The 20174-nt window shown below is 29.2% G+C and carries 22 protein-coding genes and 1 riboswitch; of the genes, 18 read left to right on the forward strand and 4 right to left on the reverse strand.

The features are described from left to right. The first annotated feature begins 2 nt into the window (after nucleotides 1-2). Genes pssA through panB form a run of 8 tightly spaced genes read left to right on the forward strand, consistent with a single transcriptional unit; the run spans nucleotide 3 to nucleotide 6661 of the window. Complete coding sequence (gene pssA, locus ACTT9X_RS01690; RefSeq protein ID WP_440933963.1) at nucleotides 3-812, forward strand: CDP-diacylglycerol--serine O-phosphatidyltransferase; 810 nt, start codon at nucleotides 3-5, stop codon at nucleotides 810-812. Next, complete coding sequence (locus ACTT9X_RS01695; RefSeq protein ID WP_440933964.1) at nucleotides 812-1723, forward strand: glycosyltransferase; 912 nt, start codon at nucleotides 812-814, stop codon at nucleotides 1721-1723. Before pssA ends, ACTT9X_RS01695 begins: the two co-directional genes overlap by 1 nt. After that, nucleotides 1724-2335 (forward strand): RlmE family RNA methyltransferase, encoded by a 612-nt coding sequence (locus ACTT9X_RS01700; RefSeq protein WP_440933965.1) that lies wholly within the window; start codon nucleotides 1724-1726, stop codon nucleotides 2333-2335. A gap of 37 nt (nucleotides 2336-2372) precedes the next feature. Further along, on the forward strand, nucleotides 2373-3449 hold the full coding sequence (gene guaB / locus ACTT9X_RS01705) for an IMP dehydrogenase (RefSeq protein ID WP_440933966.1): 1077 nt from the start codon (nucleotides 2373-2375) through the stop codon (nucleotides 3447-3449). Continuing rightward, nucleotides 3449-3889, forward strand: coding sequence for a tetratricopeptide repeat protein (locus ACTT9X_RS01710; RefSeq protein ID WP_440933967.1), 441 nt, complete (start codon nucleotides 3449-3451; stop codon nucleotides 3887-3889). Before guaB ends, ACTT9X_RS01710 begins: the two co-directional genes overlap by 1 nt. Beyond that, nucleotides 3879-5441, forward strand: a complete 1563-nt coding sequence (gene guaA, locus ACTT9X_RS01715) for a glutamine-hydrolyzing GMP synthase (protein WP_440933968.1) — start codon at nucleotides 3879-3881, stop codon at nucleotides 5439-5441. Before ACTT9X_RS01710 ends, guaA begins: the two co-directional genes overlap by 11 nt. Nucleotides 5442-5463: 22 nt before the next feature. Continuing rightward, the gene (locus tag ACTT9X_RS01720; protein ID WP_440933969.1) at nucleotides 5464-5883 is read left to right on the forward strand and encodes a VOC family protein; all 420 of its coding nucleotides are present in this window, start codon (nucleotides 5464-5466) and stop codon (nucleotides 5881-5883) included. A gap of 4 nt (nucleotides 5884-5887) precedes the next feature. Continuing rightward, nucleotides 5888-6661: a 3-methyl-2-oxobutanoate hydroxymethyltransferase gene (panB, locus tag ACTT9X_RS01725; protein ID WP_440933970.1), complete on the forward strand. Its 774-nt coding sequence runs from the start codon at nucleotides 5888-5890 to the stop codon at nucleotides 6659-6661. On the opposite strand, the gene ACTT9X_RS01730 is transcribed toward panB, so the two are convergent. The 3 genes from ACTT9X_RS01730 to ACTT9X_RS01740 form a co-directional block, all read right to left on the reverse strand. Then, nucleotides 6662-7273, reverse strand: a complete 612-nt coding sequence (locus ACTT9X_RS01730; protein WP_440933971.1) for a TerC family protein — start codon at nucleotides 7271-7273, stop codon at nucleotides 6662-6664. A 98-nt stretch (nucleotides 7274-7371) separates the two neighbouring features. Next, complete coding sequence (locus ACTT9X_RS01735) at nucleotides 7372-7857, reverse strand: tetratricopeptide repeat protein (protein WP_440933972.1); 486 nt, start codon at nucleotides 7855-7857, stop codon at nucleotides 7372-7374. Then, entirely contained in the window at nucleotides 7850-8629 is a 780-nt protein-coding gene (locus ACTT9X_RS01740) for a 5-oxoprolinase subunit PxpA (RefSeq protein ID WP_440933973.1), read from the reverse strand. The genes ACTT9X_RS01735 and ACTT9X_RS01740 overlap by 8 nt, the downstream gene beginning before the upstream one ends. A gap of 27 nt (nucleotides 8630-8656) precedes the next feature. Here ACTT9X_RS01740 and ACTT9X_RS01745 point away from each other — a divergent pair, with 27 nt between their 5' ends. The 10 genes from ACTT9X_RS01745 (at nucleotide 8657) to ACTT9X_RS01790 (ending at nucleotide 19431) form a co-directional block, all read left to right on the forward strand. Then, entirely contained in the window at nucleotides 8657-9334 is a 678-nt protein-coding gene (locus tag ACTT9X_RS01745) for a 5-oxoprolinase subunit B family protein (RefSeq protein WP_440933974.1), read from the forward strand. Next, a complete protein-coding gene (locus ACTT9X_RS01750) occupies nucleotides 9324-10268 on the forward strand; it encodes a biotin-dependent carboxyltransferase family protein (RefSeq protein ID WP_440933975.1) in 945 nt (314 codons plus the stop codon). Before ACTT9X_RS01745 ends, ACTT9X_RS01750 begins: the two co-directional genes overlap by 11 nt. Next, complete coding sequence (locus ACTT9X_RS01755) at nucleotides 10268-11140, forward strand: DMT family transporter (RefSeq protein ID WP_440933976.1); 873 nt, start codon at nucleotides 10268-10270, stop codon at nucleotides 11138-11140. Before ACTT9X_RS01750 ends, ACTT9X_RS01755 begins: the two co-directional genes overlap by 1 nt. Before the next feature lie 29 nt (nucleotides 11141-11169). After that, a riboswitch (glycine riboswitch) is annotated at nucleotides 11170-11255 on the forward strand. A gap of 77 nt (nucleotides 11256-11332) precedes the next feature. Further along, nucleotides 11333-12436 (forward strand): glycine cleavage system aminomethyltransferase GcvT, encoded by a 1104-nt coding sequence (gcvT, locus tag ACTT9X_RS01760; protein WP_440933977.1) that lies wholly within the window; start codon nucleotides 11333-11335, stop codon nucleotides 12434-12436. Further along, the gene (gene gcvH, locus ACTT9X_RS01765; protein WP_440933978.1) at nucleotides 12436-12816 is read left to right on the forward strand and encodes a glycine cleavage system protein GcvH; all 381 of its coding nucleotides are present in this window, start codon (nucleotides 12436-12438) and stop codon (nucleotides 12814-12816) included. The genes gcvT and gcvH overlap by 1 nt, the downstream gene beginning before the upstream one ends. After that, nucleotides 12816-15686 carry an aminomethyl-transferring glycine dehydrogenase gene (gcvP, locus tag ACTT9X_RS01770; RefSeq protein ID WP_440933979.1) on the forward strand — a complete coding sequence of 957 codons (2871 nt, stop codon included), beginning with the start codon at nucleotides 12816-12818 and terminating at the stop codon, nucleotides 15684-15686. Before gcvH ends, gcvP begins: the two co-directional genes overlap by 1 nt. A 6-nt stretch (nucleotides 15687-15692) precedes the next feature. Continuing rightward, nucleotides 15693-16931 carry an NAD(P)/FAD-dependent oxidoreductase gene (locus ACTT9X_RS01775; protein ID WP_440933980.1) on the forward strand — a complete coding sequence of 413 codons (1239 nt, stop codon included), beginning with the start codon at nucleotides 15693-15695 and terminating at the stop codon, nucleotides 16929-16931. After that, nucleotides 16924-17688, forward strand: a complete 765-nt coding sequence (locus tag ACTT9X_RS01780) for a DUF1365 domain-containing protein (RefSeq protein WP_440933981.1) — start codon at nucleotides 16924-16926, stop codon at nucleotides 17686-17688. Before ACTT9X_RS01775 ends, ACTT9X_RS01780 begins: the two co-directional genes overlap by 8 nt. Next, nucleotides 17688-18866: a class I SAM-dependent methyltransferase gene (locus ACTT9X_RS01785; RefSeq protein ID WP_440933982.1), complete on the forward strand. Its 1179-nt coding sequence runs from the start codon at nucleotides 17688-17690 to the stop codon at nucleotides 18864-18866. The genes ACTT9X_RS01780 and ACTT9X_RS01785 overlap by 1 nt, the downstream gene beginning before the upstream one ends. Before the next feature lie 16 nt (nucleotides 18867-18882). After that, complete coding sequence (locus tag ACTT9X_RS01790; RefSeq protein WP_440933983.1) at nucleotides 18883-19431, forward strand: DUF3833 domain-containing protein; 549 nt, start codon at nucleotides 18883-18885, stop codon at nucleotides 19429-19431. On the opposite strand, the gene ACTT9X_RS01795 is transcribed toward ACTT9X_RS01790, so the two are convergent. Then, nucleotides 19428-20174 carry an SDR family NAD(P)-dependent oxidoreductase gene (locus ACTT9X_RS01795; protein WP_440933984.1) on the reverse strand — a complete coding sequence of 249 codons (747 nt, stop codon included), beginning with the start codon at nucleotides 20172-20174 and terminating at the stop codon, nucleotides 19428-19430. The two genes, ACTT9X_RS01790 and ACTT9X_RS01795, sit on opposite strands and share 4 nt — an antisense overlap.

The raw sequence follows: 20174 nt of genomic DNA on the forward strand, positions 1-20174 counted from the left end.
TTATGGAACAGCCAAAACACAATTTAAAAATTGTTACAGATAAAAAAACTAACGCAAGAGTGATTTTACCTAATATGCTTACTCTTATTGGAGTTTGTATAGGTTTATCTTCGATCAGATTTGCATTGGATGGAAAATTTGAATTTGCAATTATAGCAATTATGTTTGCTGCTCTTATTGATGGATTAGATGGAAGAATAGCAAGATTAATTAAAGGGACATCAAAAGTTGGTAAAGAGCTAGACTCCTTAACAGATATGATAAGTTTTGGAGTAGCCCCAGCATTCATTATGTATTTCTGGAAATTAAATACATTAGGCAGATTTGGATGGTTGTTATGTTTAATATATGTAATTTGTGTTGCATTACGTTTAGCTCGTTTTAACGTAAATACAGGTCAAGTACCTTCTTGGAGAGATAATTTTTTTGAAGGAGTTCCATCTCCAGCAGGAGGTATCTTAGTTCTAACTCCATTAATCTTTAGTCTTACAAGCTTTGATTTTATAAATATTAATTATGATATAGTTGTCCCGGTCTTTTTTATTATTACATCTTTATTATTAATCAGTAAATTTCCAAGTTATTCGTTTAAAAAAATTGTAATTCAAAGAAAAGCAACCATTTTTCTTTTATTTGGAATAGTTTTATTTTTTGGATTACTTCTAATATATCCATTTAACGTTATATCTATTAGTGCAATCATTTATTTAGGTATGCTTCCAATTAGTTTTTTTCATTATCAAAAATTAAAAAAACAAAACGAAGATCAGAATTATAAAGACGAAGATGATGATCTCGAAGATATTTTATAATGAAAAAAAATGTGATTGTATCATTAGCTGATTCAAATTATTTCCCTTTATTAAATGAGTTAATAGACTCTATAAAAGAATTTAAAGAGAGTTCTGAAGTTGCAATCTGTATTTTAGATGCTGGTTTATCAGATGATCAAAAAACAAAATTATCAACAAAAGTAGATCAGATAAAACCAGCAGAGTGGGATATAAAAGTTCCAGATAGTAAAATTAAAGGACGTGAATGGTTAAAGAGTCAAGTATCTAGGGCTTTTTTACCCAAATATTTTCCGAGCTATGAAAAATATTTATGGATTGATTGTGATGCTTGGGTCAATGATTGGCAATCTGTTGAGCTTTATTTTAAAGCTTGTGAAAATGGTAAATTAGGAATTACACAAACTATCGGACCAGGTTACAAGATTACTTCAAGGGTAAATTGGGTTTTTGGAAAACTAGCAATTATTAAATCTCAAAATTTTAAACACGCAATAAAATCTAATATTAGTCTAGAAAAAGCAAGAAAGTTAGCCTTTGCACCTCACATCAATATCGGTGTTTTTTCTTTAGAAAAAAATTCAGCGTGCTGGAATTCATGGCAGGAAAATTTAAAACAAACACTTATGGGTGGAGAAATATTTGGCTCTGAACAATTAGCGATGAATATGTCTGTGTACGTTGATAATGTCGAAACCGAATTCCTTCCATTAAACTGTAATTGGATCACTAGTAATTTATTGCCAAAGTTTGATGAGGATAAAGATACATGGGTAGAGCCTTATTTACCAAATTATAAAATTGGGATTATGCATTTAGCTGCTGGTATCTGGATAGATAATGAGGATATGAGGCTAAACAAGAGTATTAAGATAGATATTCAAACTCTTACAGGTAAAATTTTAAATAAAAGTTTAAGATTTAATAACTAATTGAAAAAAAACAAAATATCCAAGAACTGGGTTAATAAACAGCGTAGAGATATCTATGTGAGACAATCCAAAGTAGATGGTTATCGTGCTAGATCAGCTTACAAATTAATCGAAATTGATCAAAAATTTAAAATTTTTAAAGGTGGATTATCAGTAATTGATATTGGTGCAGCTCCTGGAAGCTGGTCACAATATGCTCTTAAATCAGCTAAAAGTGGAAAGTTGATATCGATAGATTTAAAAAAAATGCAGCCCATCGGTAATAGCATTCAAATTCAAGGAGATTTTACTGAAGAAAAAACTCAAGAAGAAATTAAAAAAAATATAAACAGCAAAGTCGATGTCGTAATGTCTGATATGGCAGTAGATACAACTGGTATAAAAAATATAGACTCAATACAAACTGGAGAACTGTGTAAAGAAGCGATGCTTTTTGCAAAAGATTTAATGAAAGAAAATGGATATTTTATTTCAAAAATTTTTATGGGTGGAACATTTAACGAAATCGTCGCAGAAGGAAAAAAATATTTTAAAGAAGTTAAGGTTTTTAAACCAAAATCTAGCAGAAAAGATTCAAAAGAAAGTTTTATAATTTGTAGAAAAATTCGATAGAGACTTTTAATTTAGAAGGAATCGTATATAAAAGATTATGGTTCCCATAAAAGAAGCACTTACCTTTGACGATGTTACATTAGCTCCAAAGTATTCAGAAATATTACCTTCTGATGCAGATACTAGTGTATCTTTAACAAAGCATTTGAAACTTAAAATTCCACTATTATCATCTGCAATGGATACTGTCACAGAGAGCAGAATGGCAATAGCTATAGCTAAAGCTGGTGGTATTGGGGTAATCCATAGAAATCTCGATATAAAAAAACAATTATCAGAGATAAAAAAAGTAAAAAAACAAAAACAAATTGTTGGAGCTGCTGTAGGTGCGGCACCAAATGAGTTTATTAGAGCTAAAGAAATAATTAAAGAAGGTGTAGATTTAATCGTAGTAGACACAGCACATGGCCATACAAAGAAAGTTGCAGAAATAATCAAATATATAAAAAAAATAAAAACTAAAAAAATTGCTTTATGTGCAGGAAATATTGCAACACTAGAAGCTGCAAAATTCCTAATAAAATTAGGAGTAGATATAATTAAAATCGGTATAGGACCAGGTTCTATTTGTACAACAAGATTGGTTGCTGGAATAGGAGTTCCCCAATTAAGCGCAATTTTAGCTGTAAGAAGTGGTTTAAAAAATAAAAATGTAAAAATAATTTCAGATGGAGGAATAAAATATTCTGGTGATCTAGCAAAGGCTTTTGCTGCAGGAGCTGATGCTGTAATGATTGGCTCGTTATTTGCAGGTACAAACGAAAGTCCTGGAAAATTAATTAAAAAAAATGGACAACTCTTTAAAAGTTTTAGAGGAATGGGCTCCGTAGGAGCCATGAATAAAGGTTCAGCTGATAGATACTTTCAAAAAAAACAAAAAGATTCTTCAAAATACGTACCTGAGGGTGTTGAAGGTTTTGTAAAATATAAAGGGGATGTTGGAAATATAATTTATAAATTAATTGGTGGATTAAAATCTTCCATGGGGTATCTTGGATCAAAAACCATTATTAAATTAAGAAATAAACCAAAATTTGTGAAAATTACAAAAGCTGGATTTTATGAAAGTATGGTTCATAATGTAGATGTGGTAAAAAAAGATAGTAAATATTAATGAGCAAATTTTTTAAATTTATAGGATTAATACTTTTAATAGCTTCTTTTAATAGTATATCTTTTGGTAAAGAAAACTTTTTTAATCAAGCTTTAAAATTATTTAAAAAAGAAAAATATGAAGATGCACGTTTCTTATTTGAGAGAAATATAGTTTTTAATCCAAAAGATGCAAATTCATATTTATATTTGGCAAAAATTTATAACCACGAAAAAAATCAAAGAAAAGAAGAGCAAAATTTAGAAACAACTCTTTTAATTGAGCCTGATAATGAGGAAGCTTTATTGATGTTAATGAAAATTGCTTTAGAAAAATCAAATTATGAAAAAGTCAAAGATCTTTCAGATACGTTTGTGAAAGTTTGCAAAAATTTATGCAACGAAAAAAAGGATATTCAAGATTCATTAAAAAATATAGAACCTGAAAATAATGAGTCCTGATCAAAATCTTAATAAAGTATTAATAATAGATTTTGGCTCTCAATTTACCCAATTAATTGCAAGAAGAGTAAGAGAATTAGGCGTTTTTTCAGAAATAGTTAGCCACAAAAAAATAAAACTGAAATACATTAATAACAACACTAAAGGAATAGTATTATCAGGTGGTCCATTAAATGTTTATCAAAAAAACAAGTATTCATTTGATAAAAAAATTTTACAACTTAATATACCAGTCCTTGGAATATGTTTTGGGCATCAAATTTTATCAAAACTTAATGGTGGAAGAGTAAAACAATCAAAACACAGAGAATTTGGTCTAGCTAATGTTTACAAAAAAAATAACAGTCCCTTAACAATTAATTTTTTTGGAAATAAAAAATCCAAACAAGTCTGGATGAGCCATGCTGATCAAGTTTCAAAACTACCTAAAAATTTTAAAGTTGTTGCATCAAGCACTAATTCGAAATTTGCAATTGTTGAAAATAAAATAAAAAAATATTATGGAGTACAGTTTCATCCCGAAGTAACTCACACAGAGAATGGAAAGAAATTAATAAGTAATTTTATATTTTTAATTTGCAAACTTAAAAAAAATTGGTCCCCTAGGGATCAAAAAAATCAGCTTATTAAAGATGTTAGACAACAAGTTGGAAATAACAAAGTTATTTGTGCATTATCTGGTGGTGTAGATAGTAGTGTAGTCGCTCAATTATTGAATAAAGCTATTGGTAAAAAACTTTATTGTATATTTGTAAATACTGGACTTCTTAGAAAAAATGAGGAAGTACAAGTAGTTCAAACTTTTAAGAAGCGTTTAAAAATGAATTTAATTTATGTAAATGCTGAAAAAGAATTTTTAAAAAAATTAAAAAATGTTTCTGACCCAGAGAAAAAAAGAAAAATAATTGGTAATTTATTTATTAAAATATTTGAGAGGTGTGCTAAGAAAATTAAAAATGTTAAATTTTTAGCTCAGGGCACTCTTTATCCAGACCTAATTGAAAGTAAATCAGTTACTGGTAGTCAAACTTCTAAAATAAAATCACACCATAATGTTGGTGGCCTACCAAAAAAAATGAATTTAAAATTAGTAGAACCATTAAAATTCTTATTTAAGGATGAGGTAAGAAAATTAGGATTAGAATTAAAATTAAGTAAAGAAATTATTTCCAGACATCCTTTTCCTGGACCAGGCTTAGCAATCCGAATGCCAGGTATAATAACTAATGAAAAAATTAAAATTCTAAAAGAGGCTGATAATCATTTCATTCAATCTTTGAGAGATCATGGTCTTTATCATAAGATTTGGCAAGCTTATGCTGCATTACTCCCAGTCAAAACTGTAGGGGTAATGGGTGATAATCGTACATATGAGTATTTATGTTTATTGAGAGCAATTACGTCTGAAGATGGAATGACAGCAGATTATTATGAATTTAAAAAGTCTTTCATACAAGCTGTATCAAATAAAATAGTAAATAGTATAAGGGGTATAAATAGGGTAGTTTATGATGTTACTTCCAAACCACCTAGCACTATTGAATTAGAGTAGTTTTTAATTATAAATCAATATTATGAAGTATTTACATACAATGATAAGAATTAAAGACGTAGATGAGTCATTAAGATTTTTTTGTGAAGGGCTTGGCTTGAAGGAAACAAGAAGAATGGAAAATGAAAAAGGAAGATTTACTTTAATTTTTCTTGCGGCACCAGATGACGAAAAAGCAGAAATAGAATTAACATATAATTGGGATGGTGACGAGCTTGGTGAAGGTTCAAGAAATTTTGGTCATCTTGCCTATAGAGTAAATAATATTTATGAAACCTGCCAAAGACTAATGGATATGGGCTATACTATTAATAGACCTCCAAGAGATGGTCATATGGCTTTTGTTAGATCACCAGACAAAATCTCAATTGAAATACTTCAAGAGGGAAATCTAGAACCTAAAGAACCTTGGGTTTCCATGGGAAATACCGGCTCTTGGTAGGTCGATGAAAAAAAAAATTTTAGATTTTATAAAAAAAAAGAATAAACAAAAAATTGTAAGTTTAACTGCTTACTCAAAAAACGTAGCATCAATTTTAGACAATTATTGCGATATAATACTTGTCGGAGACTCTCTTGGATCTGTTTTATACAATTATAAGTCTACAAGAGATGTAAGTTTAAATACCATGATTGAACATTCTAAAAGTGTCAGATTGGGTATAAAAAAAAGTTTAATGATCGTTGACATGCCACACAACACCTATCGAAATTCTAAAGAGGCTTTGAAAAATGCAAAACAAATAATGAGTAAAACTAAATGTGATGGAGTGAAATTAGAAGGTGGAAAAAAAATTTATAAAATAATCAAAACTTTAGTACAAAATAAAATTCCAGTTATGGGACATTTAGGTTTACTTCCTCAGTCAGATAAAACTTTCAAATTTAAAGGTAAAAAAAAATTAGAGAGAGATAATATTATAAGGGATTCAGAATTATTACAAAAAGCAGGCGTGTTTTCGGTTGTTTTAGAATGTGTTGAAACTTCTTTGGCAAAGCTTGTGACTCAAAATTTAAATATAATTACTATTGGCATTGGAGCATCTAAATATTGTGATGGTCAAATATTAGTAATTGATGATCTAATTGGCTTGAATCCAACGAATTATAGGTTTGTAAAAAAATATGCTAATATTAGAAATTATATATCTAAAGCTGTCTCAAATTATTCAAAAGAAGTTAAAAAACTTAAATTTCCAAATAAAAAAAATTCTTATTAATTAAAAATATTTTTTAAATTCTTCATTAATATTTAATATTTCAAGATCGACCAATCCACCAATTACTAGTTGAAGACCAACAATTAATATAAATACCAAGCCAACATAAGCTATCCAAATATGTCTTTGTATGTAATGAGCCATATATGTCGCTAAAGCGCCGGTTAAAACAACTGATAACATAAGTCCAAATATCATAAATCCAAAATAGCCTTTTGCAGCTGCAACTACACCAATAACATTATCAAAACTAATCATGATATCTGCAAACAAAACTTTTCCAATACTGCTTATGTAAGAAGGTTCTTTTCCTTTTTTTGTAGTGGGCTTTACTCTTTTAATGTCTAATAAATCTTTTCTTAAATCATTTACAATCCAAATTAACAATAAACCACCTAAAATTTTTATAAAATAAAATTCAAATAAAAAAGTTGCAAAAATTGCAAAAAATATTTTGAAAACAAAAGCTCCAATTACACCCCAAAGAATTATTTGTTTCCTATTTTTTGGAACAAAATTTGAAGCGATAGATCCAACAATCACAGCATTATCTGCTGTTAATATAATTGTTATAAAAATTATATTGGTTAAAATTATGAGTTCTTCAATCAAGATGGGATAATATTATTTCAATTTGTGAATTTTTCAATAAATACTATTTTTAAGCTGGTGATTTTAACACCAGCTTATTTTTATATTTAGTGTTTAAATTAATATTTAGACTTTTTAGTACCTTCAATAACTTCTTTTAACTGGGTATATTCTTTGCAGTTACAGTTTTCTAATATTTTTAATCTTTCTTTTGCTAAGTTTAATCTATTTGTTGCAACATACAGTTCACCCAAATATTCGTTTATACCTATATGATTAGGTTCAATTTTCAGACCTTGTAGATAATATTTTTCACCGTTCTCGTAATCACCAAGTTTTCTAGTAGTAAAACCTAAATAATTTAAAGTATCAGCTTTGTTAGGTTTTTCTGAGTTTGATTTTAAAAGTAGTTTTTGAGCTTTAGCATATCTTTTTTTTGCCTTTTCAAGTTTACCTTTTGACTCATATTTTTTTGCAAATTTAATTGACTCTACTGCTTTATCATAATTTGATTTTACTTTTGAAGAAGTTGAATCTGATCCTGCAGAAAAAGAACTTGTCGTAAACAATGTTAAAATTAAAATTATAAATATTTTTTTAATCATTTATAAATTTCTCCATTTTATTTAAAGGTTTTAATTGTAATCCATTTTCTAACAGGTTTTCTCTTATTGATTTTGCTGTAGATAACGAACTTTCGTTATCCCCATGTATGCACACAGAGTCAATTTCACAAGGTATCTGCTTTCCACTGTGACAATTAAGCGACTGATTTTTAACCATATTTAGCACATGTTTTTTCGCTTCTTCTGGATCAGTAATAAGAGCGTGTGGTTTTTTTCTAGAAACCAAATTGCCATCATCCTCATAATTTCTATCTGCAAAAATCTCACAAGCTATACGCATGTTCATTTTTTTTGCTGCTTGTTCCATTTTAGATACCGTAGGAACCAAATAAATTAAATCTTTACTAATCTCATTTATTGTTTTTGCTAAAGTAGTAGCTAAATCAATATCTTCACAAGCCATATTATTTAAAGCGCCGTGTGGTTTAATATGAGTAACATTTTCTCCATGATCTTGAGCAATTTTTTGAAGAATTTCATATTGATCAATTATTAATTTTCTCACCTCTTTTGACGGAAGATTCATTCTTTTTCTTCCAAAATTTTCTGGATCTTTAAAAGATGGATGCGCTCCAATACTAACACCATTTTTTTTTGAAATTTGAACTACTTGTTTCATAGAATCATCGTCACCTGCATGGTAACCACATGCTACATTAGCTGAATTTACTATTTCGAGTAAATTTGGATCATTCTTATTTGAATGATGTTTTGATTTTTCCCCTAAATCACAATTTATATTAATTTCCATAGACTATAATGTTGAGTATAACATGGCATGATAAAAAATATATCAAATCTTGGTGACGCAGCTGTATACTGTGATTTTGGTAATGAAGTAAACAAAACAATCAATTCAAAAGTAATAAAATATTTTAAAACTATTAAAAAAAATAATATTGAGGGAATTAATAATTTAACTCCTTCTTATAATAAATTAATTATTTCTTTCGATCTTAATAAAACAAGTTTTAAACAGGTTAAAAATTATGTAGAAAATATTGATCTTGAGGACTCTCAAAACATAAATTCTAAAAAATTAGAAATACCAGTTTGCTGTGATGAAAATTTCTCAATGGATATTAAAAGATTGGAAAAAATATTAAAACTAAGTAGAGAAAAAATTTTAGAGAAATTTTTGAATAAAGAGTATTTTTGTTATATGACAGGTTTCATCGCTGGTATGCCTTTTCTTGGTGACTTAGATGAAAATATGCAAGCTCAACGTTTAGAAACTCCAAGAGTTAAAGTTCCTAAAGGATCAGTAGCAATCACTGAGCAATTTGCAAATATTTATACATTTGAAAGTCCAGGTGGGTGGAATATTTTAGGAAATACACCTTTAGAGGTTTTTGATAGTTCGAAAGAAGATAAACCAAATCTAATTAACCCAGGAGATACAGTAATTTTTAAGGAAATTACCTTAGACCAATACAAAAATTTTAATGAGCGATAATCATATAAATATAATTAGATCTGGAATTAATACCACTTTTCAAGATAAGGGCAGGGATCATCTTTATCATATTGGCATACCATTTAGTGGTGCCATGGATAATAGAAATTTTCTTATAGCAAACAAGCTTGTTAACAATAATTTAAATTCAGCAGTGATTGAGTTTGCTTACCAAGGTCCTCATATTAAATATTTAGGAGAAAAAATTAATATTGCTATCACTGGAGATGTAATTTTTTCAATAAAAAAAAAAAATGCTGAAATTGAAGGTCATTGTTACAAAAGTTATCAAATTGAAAATGGAGATGAAATAAATATCATTTCTACAAATAAGTCAGTCTATGGCTATTTAGCTCTAGGTGGTGAATTTGATCTTAAACTTCAATGGAATAGTTGTTCTATAAATACTAAGGCAAATATTGGATCTAATGATGGAAAAAAATTAGAAACAGATCAAAAAATTAATTTAATAAAAATAAATGCAAATAAAGATATTAAAAAAACTAATTACACTAATAGCAAAATAGAAAATATAAGAGTGATCAAAGGTACTAATTTTGAGTACTTTTCTGAGGAAGGTAAAAAAATATTTTATGATAAAGAATTCACAGTATCGAAACTTTCAGACAGAATGGGTATGAGATTAGAAGGACCTAAAATAGATAATATAGTGAATACTAATATTAAATCTGAGGGATTGATTAAGGGTGTAATCCAAGTCCCTCCAGATGGAAATCCAATCATAATGCTTTCAGATCACGGTACTATTGGTGGATATCCAAAAATAGGAGTAGTTGCTAGTGTAGATTATGACCGATTAGTGCAGATGTCACCTGGTTCAAAAATAAAGTTTAAAGAGATTAATTTATCTGATGCAGAGACTTTATTTAAGTTATATGAAATGGAAACTCAAAATCTACTTTCACAAATCTAATGGATTTTTTATCAAAAATACCAGGTCCTTTTTTAGTTTTTTTGGGAGCATGTGCATTAAGTTTTGGAGGTTTAATTGTTAAATCTTTTGATGGATCTACTCTTTGGCAAATATTATTTTGGAGATCACTCTTTTTTATAGGTGTCATTACAATTTTTCTAGCAATTTCTTATAAAGGAAATATTTTTAAGGTTCTTTATAAATCTGGAATTCCAGGTTTATTTGGTGGCATAATTTTATCAATTGGATTTGCAAGTTACGTATTTGCTATGTATGAAACAACTGTAGCAAATGCAAACTTTATAATACAAACTCAAGCATTGTTTTTAGCAATTTTTGGCTATGTATTTTTAAAAGAAAAAATTTCTAAAATCACTTTACTTTGCATTCTTACTGCAGTGGTTGGAATTATTTTAATGTTAGGAAGTACACTAACACCTGGACAAATGACTGGAAATCTAGTTGCATTTATTATGCCAATCTCATTTGCAATTTTAATTTTAATTGTGAGAAAATATCCTGAAGTAGATATGATTCCTTTACAATTAGTTGCTGGAATTTTTGCAACATTAATAGGTTTGATTATGTCACCAACTATTATTGTTTCATCACATGATATTTTTCTAGGTTTTATTGCTGGATTTTTTCAAGTCGGACTTGGCTTCATACTAATAACAATCGGAGCAAGATCAACTCCTTCAGCAATAGTTGGAATAATTATGTTAACAGAAGCAGTTCTAGGGCCCTTTTGGGCATGGATGTTTGTAAATGAGAATCCACCACTCTCAGTATTAATAGGGGGTGCTGTGGTTATATCAGCTGTAGTGACGCAGTTTTTGTCACCATTAATTGTTAAAAAGTTAGCTAAATAATTTCACATTAAAATCTAAAATGTGCTATAAATAATTATACGGGAGAGACTACTCTTGTAGCGCCGAAGGAGCAACCACCCCGGAAACTCTCAGGCAAAAGGACCGTACATATTAACTCTGGAAAGAGAATTATTCTCGCCGAAGGAGCAAATCTCTCAGGCACCAAGACAGAGGGGGCAAAAAAGAGTTAATATGGAAATTAAAAAAACATCACTGAATAAACTACATCAAAACAATCAAGCTAAATTTGTTGAATTTGCTGGTTATGAAATGCCTATCCAGTATAGCAAAGGTATTATTGAGGAGCATAAATTCACAAGATCACATTCTGGAATATTTGATGTATCTCATATGGGTCAATTATTCATATATGGCGATGAAAGCTTAACAGAAGAATTAGAAAAAATTTTTCCTTTAGATTTAAAAAATCTAAAACAGAACAACTCTAAGTATAGTTTTTTGATGAATGAAGACGCTGGAATTTACGATGATTTAATCATTACCAAAATTGAGGAGGGATACTTAATTATCTTAAATGCTGCATGCAAAGAAAAGGATTTTGAGATTTTATCCAATCTATTAGGTAAGAAATTTAAAATGATTTTAGACAACAATAGATCTTTGATAGCAATTCAAGGACCCAAATCAGTTGAAATTTTAAATTCAGTTATTAATGGGGTTGATCAATTAAATTTTATGACAGGAAATTGGTTTGATGTGAATAATCAAAAATTATTTGTCACAAGATCTGGTTATACAGGAGAAGATGGATTTGAAGTTTCAATCTCAAATGATAAAGCTGAGGAATTTGTTCAAAATTTAATTGAAAAGGGTGCACAACTTATAGGACTTGGGGCAAGAGATACCTTAAGATTGGAAGCTGGATTATGTTTATATGGTCACGAATTAGATATTAATAAAACACCAGTTGAGGCAAATCTTAAATGGGCAATTTCAAAATCTAGATTATCAAATGGAGGTTTTATTGGATCAGAGAAAATTAAGAACCAAATGCAAGATGGAGCAAATCAAGTAAGAGTAGGCATTAAACCTGAGGGAAGATTGATTGCTAGAGAAAAAACAAAAATATTTAAAGATTTAGACACACAAATAGGCGAAATAACAAGTGGAACTTTTGGACCAAGTGTAAATGGCCCTATAGCCATGGGCTATGTAGATAAAGAATTTTCAAAAATTGATACTAAGATTTTACTCGAGGTAAGAGGAAAAAAATATCCAGCTAATGTTTGTGCATTACCATTTTATAAAAAAAATTATGTGAAAGGAGTAAATTAATGAGCGAAGTAAAATTTTCGAAGGAACACGAGTGGATTACTTTAGAAGGAGATGTGGCCACAATAGGAATTACAAAACATGCAACAGAAATGCTTGGTGATATAGTTTTTGCAGAACTTCCTGAAAAAGGATCTAATGTTGAAAAGGATGGTACTGCAGGAGTCGTAGAGTCTACAAAAGCTGCTAGTGATGTTTATACTCCAGTTAGTGGTGAAGTGGTAGACACCAATCAATCTATTGTAGATGATCCTGCCAAAATTAATGAGGACCCTGAAGGTGGTGCATGGTTTTTTAAATTGAAAATTAAAGACTCATCTGAGCTAGATACTTTAATGAATAAAGAAGAATACGATAAATTTGCAAAGGAGACATCAAGCTAATGTTACATAATTCACAAAAAGATTTTATAAGACGACACATAGGTCCATCGAAAAAGGATCAAGAAAAAATGCTTAAAGCTCTAAACTTTAAGTCATTAGAAGAATTTATTAATAGTACCATACCAGAAAAAATTCAGTTTAAAGGCGAATTAAATATTGGTGAACCAAATTCAGAATATGAAGCTTTAAGAAAATTAAAGTCAATTTCAAAAAAAAACCAGATTTACTCAAATTTTATCGGAATGGGTTATTATGGAACCTACACACCATATGTAATTTTAAGAAATATATTAGAAAATCCGGGTTGGTATACATCTTATACACCTTATCAGCCTGAAGTAGCTCAAGGTAGATTAGAGATGCTATTAAACTTTCAACAAATGATTGTTGATTTTACAGGAATGGATATAGCAAATGCGTCTTTACTTGACGAAGGAACGGCAGCTGCTGAGGCTATGGGTTTAAGTCATAGACTTAATAAAAGTGATAGTAATTTAGTTTTTGTTTCAGAGAATTGTCATCCCCAAACAATTGATGTTATTCAAACTAGAGCAGAGCCGATGGGTCTTAAAGTCCTTGTTGGAAATGAGGACAAAGTTCTTGAGCAGTTAAAAGAAGATATTGTTTGTGGAGTTTTACAATATCCAGGAACTTTAGGTGATATTAAAGATCCTAGCGAGGCTATAAGCAAAATTCATAAAAAAAACGGAAAAGCAATTTTAGTTTGTGATCTTCTTGCACTATCTATGCTAAAAACACCTAGAGAGCTTGGAGCTGATATTGCAGTCGGTAGCTCCCAAAGGTTTGGTATTCCAATGGGATATGGAGGACCTCATGCAGCCTTTTTTGCAACAAAAGATGAATATAAAAGATCTATGCCAGGTAGGATTGTTGGCGTTTCGGTAGATAGACATGGAAACAAGGCTTATAGATTATCATTACAAACTAGAGAGCAACACATTAGAAGAGACAAAGCCACAAGTAATATTTGTACTGCTCAAGCCTTACTGGCGATTGTTTCAGCAGCATATGCCATTTATCACGGTCCGGATGGAATTAAAAGCATATCTGAAAGAGTATCTCAACTAGCAAAAAATTTTGCTGATAAAATAAAGCAATCTGGATATGAATTATACTCAGACTATTTTTTTGATACTGTAACTATTATCACCAAAGAAAAGACTGATCAGATTTTCAAAAATGCTCTAGATCAAAAAGTAAATATTAGAAAAGTAAATTCAGAAATGCTGTCTGTTTCTTTCGATGAAAGAAAAAATGTTTATAGAGTAAATCAACTTCTAAAAATTTTTAATGCCGCAGAATCAATTAAAAAAGAAGATCCTACTGTAAGTTTACCAAATTTACCTAAAAATTTATTAAGAACTTCAAAATATTTAGAACATCCTGTTTTTAATTCATATCACTCAGAGACAGAGATGCTTAGATACCTTAAAAAGTTAGAAGATAAGGATATAGCCCTTAATAGAACAATGATCGCCTTGGGTTCATGCACTATGAAATTAAATGCCACTGCAGAAATGATACCTATTTCGTGGAGAGAATTGGCAGAGCCTCATCCATTTGTACCAGTTGAACAAATGGAGGGATATAGAGAAATGTTCACTGATCTTAAAAATTGGCTAAGATCTATAACTGGTTTTTCAGGTGTTTCACTTCAGCCAAACGCAGGAGCTCAAGGTGAGTATGCAGGCTTAATGGTAATAAGAAAATATCATTTAGATAGAGGGGAAGAAAATAGAAATATATGTTTAATACCAAGCTCAGCACATGGAACCAATCCTGCTAGCGCACAAATGGTAGGAATGAAAGTTGTCGTTGTTGATTGTGACAAAGAAGGAAATGTTGATTTTGAGGATTTAAAGAAAAAAGCAGAAATGCATTCTGAGAATCTTGGAGCATTAATGGTCACTTATCCGTCTACTCACGGAGTATTTGAGGAAAAAATTAAAGATATATGCGAAATAATTCATCAACATGGTGGTCAAGTTTATATGGATGGAGCAAACTTAAATGCACTTGTTGGTGTAGCAAAACCAGGAAATTTTGGTCCTGATGTTTGTCATATAAACTTGCATAAAACATTTTGTATTCCGCATGGTGGAGGAGGACCTGGAATGGGACCTATCGCATGTAAAAGACATCTACAAGTTTATCTCCCTAATCATCCGGTTGTAAAAGATTGTGGACCAGCAAGTGGAATAGGTGCGGTTTCAGCAGCTCCATGGGGAAGCTCAAGTATTTTATCTATTTCTTGGATGTATATTAAGATGATGGGATCAGAGGGTGTAAAACTTGCAACACAAATTGCAATCCTAAATGCAAATTACATTGCATACAGATTAAAAGACCATTATCCAATTCTTTACAAGGGTTCAAATGGTAATGTAGCACACGAATGTATTATTGATATTAGATCTATTAAAAGTGACACAGGTATTTCAGAAGAGGATATAGCTAAAAGATTAATAGATTATGGATTTCATGCACCAACAATGTCATGGCCAGTTGCCGGAACAATGATGATTGAACCAACAGAAAGTGAGAGTTTATCTGAACTAGATAGATTTTGTAACACTTTGATTAGCATTAAAAAAGAAATAGATATGGTCAAGTCAGGCAAGTTTGACAAAGTTGATAACCCTATAAAAAATGCACCTCATACTGATATAGAATTAGCTTCAGATGAATGGAATCATAAATACTCAAGAGAGCAAGCTGCATATCCAGCAAAATTCTTAAAAGTAAATAAATTTTGGCCTCCGGTTGCAAGAGTTGATAACGTATATGGAGATAAAAATATTTTTTGTACCTGTCCAAGCATGGATGAGTTTAAAGAAGATGCAGCATAGTAATTAATGAAAATTGCTGTTGTTGGCTCAGGTATTTCTGGACTAAGTTCTGCTTATTATTTATCTAAAAAACATCACGTAGATCTTTTTGAGAGAGAGGATCACTTTGGTGGACACTCTCATACAATAGATTTGTTTTTTGATGAAAAAAAAGTTTCAATAGATATTGGTTTTATTGTTTTTAATTTTCAAACTTATCCAAATTTAATTAATTTTTTTAAGGAAAATGATATTCAAATTGAAAAAAGTAACATGTCTTTTTCAGTTTCAGTAGATAATACGGAATTTGAATATTGTGGAAAAGGATTAAGTGGGATTTTCTGCAATAAATCAAATCTATTTAACATTGATTTCTTAAAAATGTTTTTTGATATAATTAAATTTTATAAAAAAAGTGATCAAGTATCCATATCCAATGACAAAATTACCTTAGGTGAATATTTAAAAATTAATAAATTATCTAAAACATTTGTTGATTATCATATAATACCAATGGTATCTGCAATTTGGTCTATGCCCCCTTATGAAGCAAGTAAAATGCCAATTAGTTTTTTTCTTAGATTTTTTCAAAATCATGGTTTGTTTAAATTGAAAAATAGACCACAGTGGTACACAGTAACCAATAGAAGCAGAACCTATGTTAGTAAAATAATTTCACAATTAAGTGGGGAACATTATAAAAATTATAAAGTCACAAAAATTAAAAGAAAAATTTCAGGACTAGATTTATATTACGGTGGAGAAAGTGAATTTTTTGATTATGACAAGGTTATTTTGGCAACACATGCTGATGAAGCCTTAAAGATAATTGAAAATCCAACTGAGGATGAGAGAAATATTCTTTCGAATTTTAGCTATAAAGAAAATATAGCTTACATACATACAGATCAGCGGGCCATGCCAAAAAATAAAAAAGCATGGTCTTCTTGGAATTCATCAATAGATGACAAGAATTTAGAGAAAAATTCAATAACCTACTGGTTAAATTTATTGCAAAATTTAAAGTGTGATGAAAATATTTTCTTAACACTAAATCCTTACTTCAATATTGATGAGAAAAAAATATTGAAAAAAGTAAAATTTACACATCCATATTACGATCAAAAAGCATTAGATGCTCAATCAGAGCTTATTAAAATACAAAATCAAAAAGATTTACTTTTTTGTGGCAGTTATTTTGGTTACGGATTTCATGAAGATGGAATAAAATCATCTCTTGAAATGCTGAAAAACCTTAATGATTAGTTCTTGTATATATAATGGAAATGTAATCCATAAGAGATTCAAACCAAAAGAACATTTTTTTAAATATAAAGTATTTTCACTTTTAATTGATCTATCAGAGCTAAATGAGCTTAATGATAAATTAAAATTTTTTTCATTAAATAAATTTAATCTTATTAGTTTTTACGAAAAAGATCATGGTGACCGTGATGGGTCATCTCTTTTTGAGTGGGTAAAAAAAAATCTAATTAATAACGAAATCAGTACAGACAAAATAAAAGTTAAACTTTTATGCTATCCAAGAATATTTGGCTATGTTTTTAATCCATTAAGTATTTTTTTCGTATACAATAATAATGATAATTTAATCTCTATATTATATGAGGTTAAAAACACATTTGGTGAGCAACACACTTATGTTTTTAAAGTAGAGGGACAAAATAAATTAATTCAAAATAATTGCTCAAAAAAATTTCATGTTTCACCATTTATTGAAATGGATTGTAATTATTTTTTTAGAATATTAAATCCAGAACAGAAGTTGTCAGTTGTAATTGATCAATATGATCAAGAAGGAAAAATTCTTTTTGCATCTCAAGATGGTGAAAGATCTGCTTTAACAAGTAAAAACTTAATGAATTCTTATCTTAAACACCCTTTAATGACATTTAAAATTATCTCTGCGATACATTTTGAAGCGTTTAAATTGTGGTTTAAAGGAATTAAATTTATTAAAAAAAAATTTAAAATTAAAAATAATATAACAGTAGAAAATTAATGTTTTTAAATAACACTGCAGATAAATTAGTTTTTAAATTCCTTAATAAATTAAATTATGGTTATCTAGAGCTTACTACACATGATGGAAAAGTTTTAAAGTTTGGAAATCCAAATGAAAAATTGCATGCAAATATTTCAATCAAAAAACCAGATTTTAATTATAATTTAATTAGAGGTGGTAGTATTGGATTTGCTGAGAGCTACATGAGAGGTGAATTTGAAACTAATAACTTATCAAATTTAATTGAATTAACTGCAAGAAATATAGAAGTAATACATAAATTCTCAGGCCTTCTTGATTTTCCAATAATTAATTTTGTAAAAAATAAAATTATTAAAAATACAAAAAGTAGAAGCAGAGAAAATATTGCTAAACATTATGATCTAGGTAATGATTTTTTTTCTCTTTGGTTAGATGACACACTTACATACTCTAGCGCTATTTTTGATGATAAATCAAAAAATCTATCTGATGCTCAAAATAACAAATATCAAAAATTAATTGATCTAATTAAACCTAATAATGGTGACAAAATTTTAGAAATAGGATGTGGTTGGGGAGGTTTTGCCGAGTATCTAGGTAAAAAATACGATGTTAAACTAGACTGTATTACAATATCAAAAAAACAATTTGAATACGCAAAAGAAAGAATTTTTAATTGTGGTTTAAACGAAAAAGTAAATATTGAAATAAAAGATTACAGAGATCTTAAAGGCAAATACAATTCAATTGCTTCTATAGAGATGATTGAGGCAGTTGGTCAAAATTATTTAGAGGGTTATTTTAAAACTATTAAAAATAACTTATCTGATGGTGGCAAAGCAGCTATTCAAGCAATTACTATCGATGATAGGTTATTTGATAGATATAAAAACAAACAAGATTTTATTCAAAAATATATTTTTCCAGGTGGTTTTTTGCCAAATAAAAATAGCATTAATCGATATGTTTCTGACAACGGTTTAACTGTTAATTCATATATTTCTTATGCTGATCATTATGCAAATACATTGGCTATATGGAGAAATGAGTTTTTAAAAAAATGGGATTTAATAAAAAATCAAGGTTTTGACTCAACATTTAAAAGAATGTGGGAGTTTTACCTTTCTTATTGTGAAGCAGGATTTAAGTCAAAAAATATAGATCTAATTCAGTTTTCAATGCAAAATAAATAAAATGATGGAGATATTTATGCGACATATAAAAATTATTAAGCCAATTTCGTTGATAATTTTATTATTCTTAATTACAAGTTGCTCGAATAATAGCGCTATGAAACCAGAAGATTTTAAAAATAAAGAACCGAGATTAATCATTGAAGAATATTTATCTGGAAATGTTAAGGCTTGGGGTGTTTTACAAAACAGATCAGGAAAAGTTACAAGACAATTTTCTGCAGACTTAAATGGAACTTGGGATGGAAAGCAGCTAATTCTTAAAGAAAAATTTAATTGGGATGATGGTGAAGTTCAAGACCGAGAATGGACAATAAACAAAATTGACGAGCATAATTATGAAGGAACAGCAGGTGATGTTGTAGGTAAAGCAAAAGGTTATTCTTATGGATCAGCCTTTAAATTTGAGTATGTTTTATTAGTCCCAGTCAAAGGTAAAGAGATAAAAATTACTTTTGATGACTGGATTTTTAAGCAAGACGATAGGGTTGCAATAAATAGAGCAACCATGACTAAGTTTGGTTTTAAAGTAGCTGAGCTTACAGTTGTGTTTGTAAAGGATTAACGATTTACGTACTTAGAAATTAAGTAATTATAGATTTTGTTTGGCAGTATTTGAATTATTTTATAGATTAATTTTATTTGATTAGGAAAAATTATTTCAAAATTATTTTTCTTAGTTAATCCATTAAAAATTTCATCTGCTGCATATTCTGTAGACTTTAAAAAAGGCATTTTAAACTCATTTTTATCTGTCAGAGCTGTTTTAATAAATCCAGGAGTTATTAGTGTAACCTTGATATTAAATTTTTTGAAATCAAAATAAATTCCTTGAGTGAAATTATTAAGTGCAGCTTTAGAGGGGGTATATCCCGATGATTTTGGAAGACCTCTATAACCAACTGGCGATGAAACAATTGCAACATGACCGTTTTGTTTGGTTTTATAATATTTTTCAACCACACTCACACAATTAATTACTCCAATAAAGTTTACCTCCATAACATGTCTGATATTTTCTACTATTAATTCTTTCTCAGATTTTCTTTCATAAGTTCCTGAGCTAAACAAACATAGGTCAATATTTTCATGATCATTGATTATTTTACTAAATACTTCTTTAGTTTGTGCCATATTCGTAACATCTAAAGGATATGAAAAAATATTTTCATTTTTTGAAAGTTCATTTAATAATTCAGCTCTTCTAGCTGAAATAAGAACCTTCCATCCTTCATCAGCAAATTTAATTGCAGATGCTTTCCCAATGCCACTACTAGCTCCTGTAATCCAAATAGTTTTTTTACTCAT

The organism is Candidatus Pelagibacter sp., from assembly GCF_052049855.1.
Lineage (GTDB): Bacteria > Pseudomonadota > Alphaproteobacteria > Pelagibacterales > Pelagibacteraceae > Pelagibacter.